The organism is Pseudoalteromonas sp. SK18 (assembly GCF_001974855.1).
Classification (GTDB): Bacteria; Pseudomonadota; Gammaproteobacteria; order Enterobacterales; family Alteromonadaceae; genus Pseudoalteromonas.
In genome coordinates, this window is the sequence record NZ_MTQB01000058.1 from 1 (window position 1) to 1,349 (window position 1,349).

1 protein-coding gene is annotated in these 1,349 nt (G+C 43.4%); it reads right to left on the reverse strand.

Going from position 1 to position 1,349, the window contains the following annotated elements:
• Window positions 1-10 precede the first annotated feature (10 nt).
• On the reverse strand, window positions 11-1,342 hold the full coding sequence (locus BW139_RS18090) for an IS4 family transposase (protein ID WP_076920578.1): 1,332 nt from the start codon (window positions 1,340-1,342) through the stop codon (window positions 11-13).
• Window positions 1,343-1,349 lie beyond the last annotated feature (7 nt).

The window sequence follows — 1,349 nt, forward strand, 5'->3', positions numbered from 1 at the left end:
GTAATGCCAGTCAGTTAAGCTGACTGGCATTTTTCTTTTTAGTCGGATACTTCTTTGGCTTTGGTTTTACCCATCTTGGGTAGCTCCTGTCTTCTCGCCTTTCTGGTAACAAGAAGAAGCTCATTTTCGTGAGTAAGGCATTGTATGCTTTAGGAATATTGCCTGGACTGCTCAACGATACAGTAACGAAGAAGTGTGTAATAGCCATTGAACAGCTGGTAAAACTAAGTTGATTGGGTAACACACCTCCTAATTTCCCTGCTGCTGCCGTCATTCCTTGCCTGATTAAGTTATAGCACAGCAGTACGCCCCATAGTTCTTGCCTAATCATATCTGGGCGTTTACTTCTTAGCGTATATTCGCTGTTAAGAAGTGATTGCTTCATCTCGCGGTAGCCCAACTCAATTTCCCATCGGTATCGATATAATTCAACCATCTCATCACCTGGAAATCGCATTGGGTCTACCATTGACGATAACATTCGATACGTTTTCCCTTTTATCGTTTTCGTGACTAATCTTGCTTCGACGTATTCAGGCAAGTCAGTGAATTTCTTCCTTGCCTGTGGTGTGCTGGTTAAACGTATATGCTGGTCCTGTTTGCTAAAGCTACGTAGCACCTCATACTGAAGGTCTTTTTTCGCGGGTATCATCCAGTGTCTTTGCTCACCTGCTTGATGCCAACGATTTAGCAGACCAAGAGAGTAATACCCCTTATCAAACAGCGTTAAAGAATGATTTGGAGTAGTGCTTACCAACTCCTCGGCCAACTTCATTTCATTGGTGCGGTAACCCGAGAAGGCGTTATTGATAAGTTGATGGCTGGTGATTTCCATGTGGCAAACCATACGGATCTGAGGATAAGTATTCTCTCTATGTTGATTACTCTGTGTCTCAAACACTTCATGATTTTCCTGCGTATCAGCCGTTCGCCAGACAACATCATCAACAGCCAGCAAATTTAATCCAGCCCAGGTTTCAAATTGATTAGACTCATAGCTATGCTTTGCCATCACGCGAAACACCTCTCGAACAGCGTCTTCCCCCAACCTCTGTCTTGCCTGAACCAACGCACTGGGCGCGACCAATGGTTTCTTATCGGGCAACATAATGTCCATTTGTGTTGCAATATCCCAAACCGATTTCTGACGATATAAAGACATGCCGATAATTGACCACAGAACCGTTTCAAGCGGCAACCTTCTTTTACGAATGGTAGCCACACCAGCTTGTTCAAAGCCTTGCTGAATAAGTTGAGGGGAAAGTAGCTCAGCATATTTTTCGAATGTATGAAAACTACCACAAGAGTTAAAAGCGACCGCTAATTCATTTTCAAAGCGCATAAAAAAA

What these genes read in the sequence shown, in the direction of transcription:
- BW139_RS18090 (WP_076920578.1), bottom strand. Translation starts at nt 1,342, where the DNA reads ATGCGCTTTGAAAATGAATTAGCGGTCGCTTTTAACTCTTGTGGTAGT.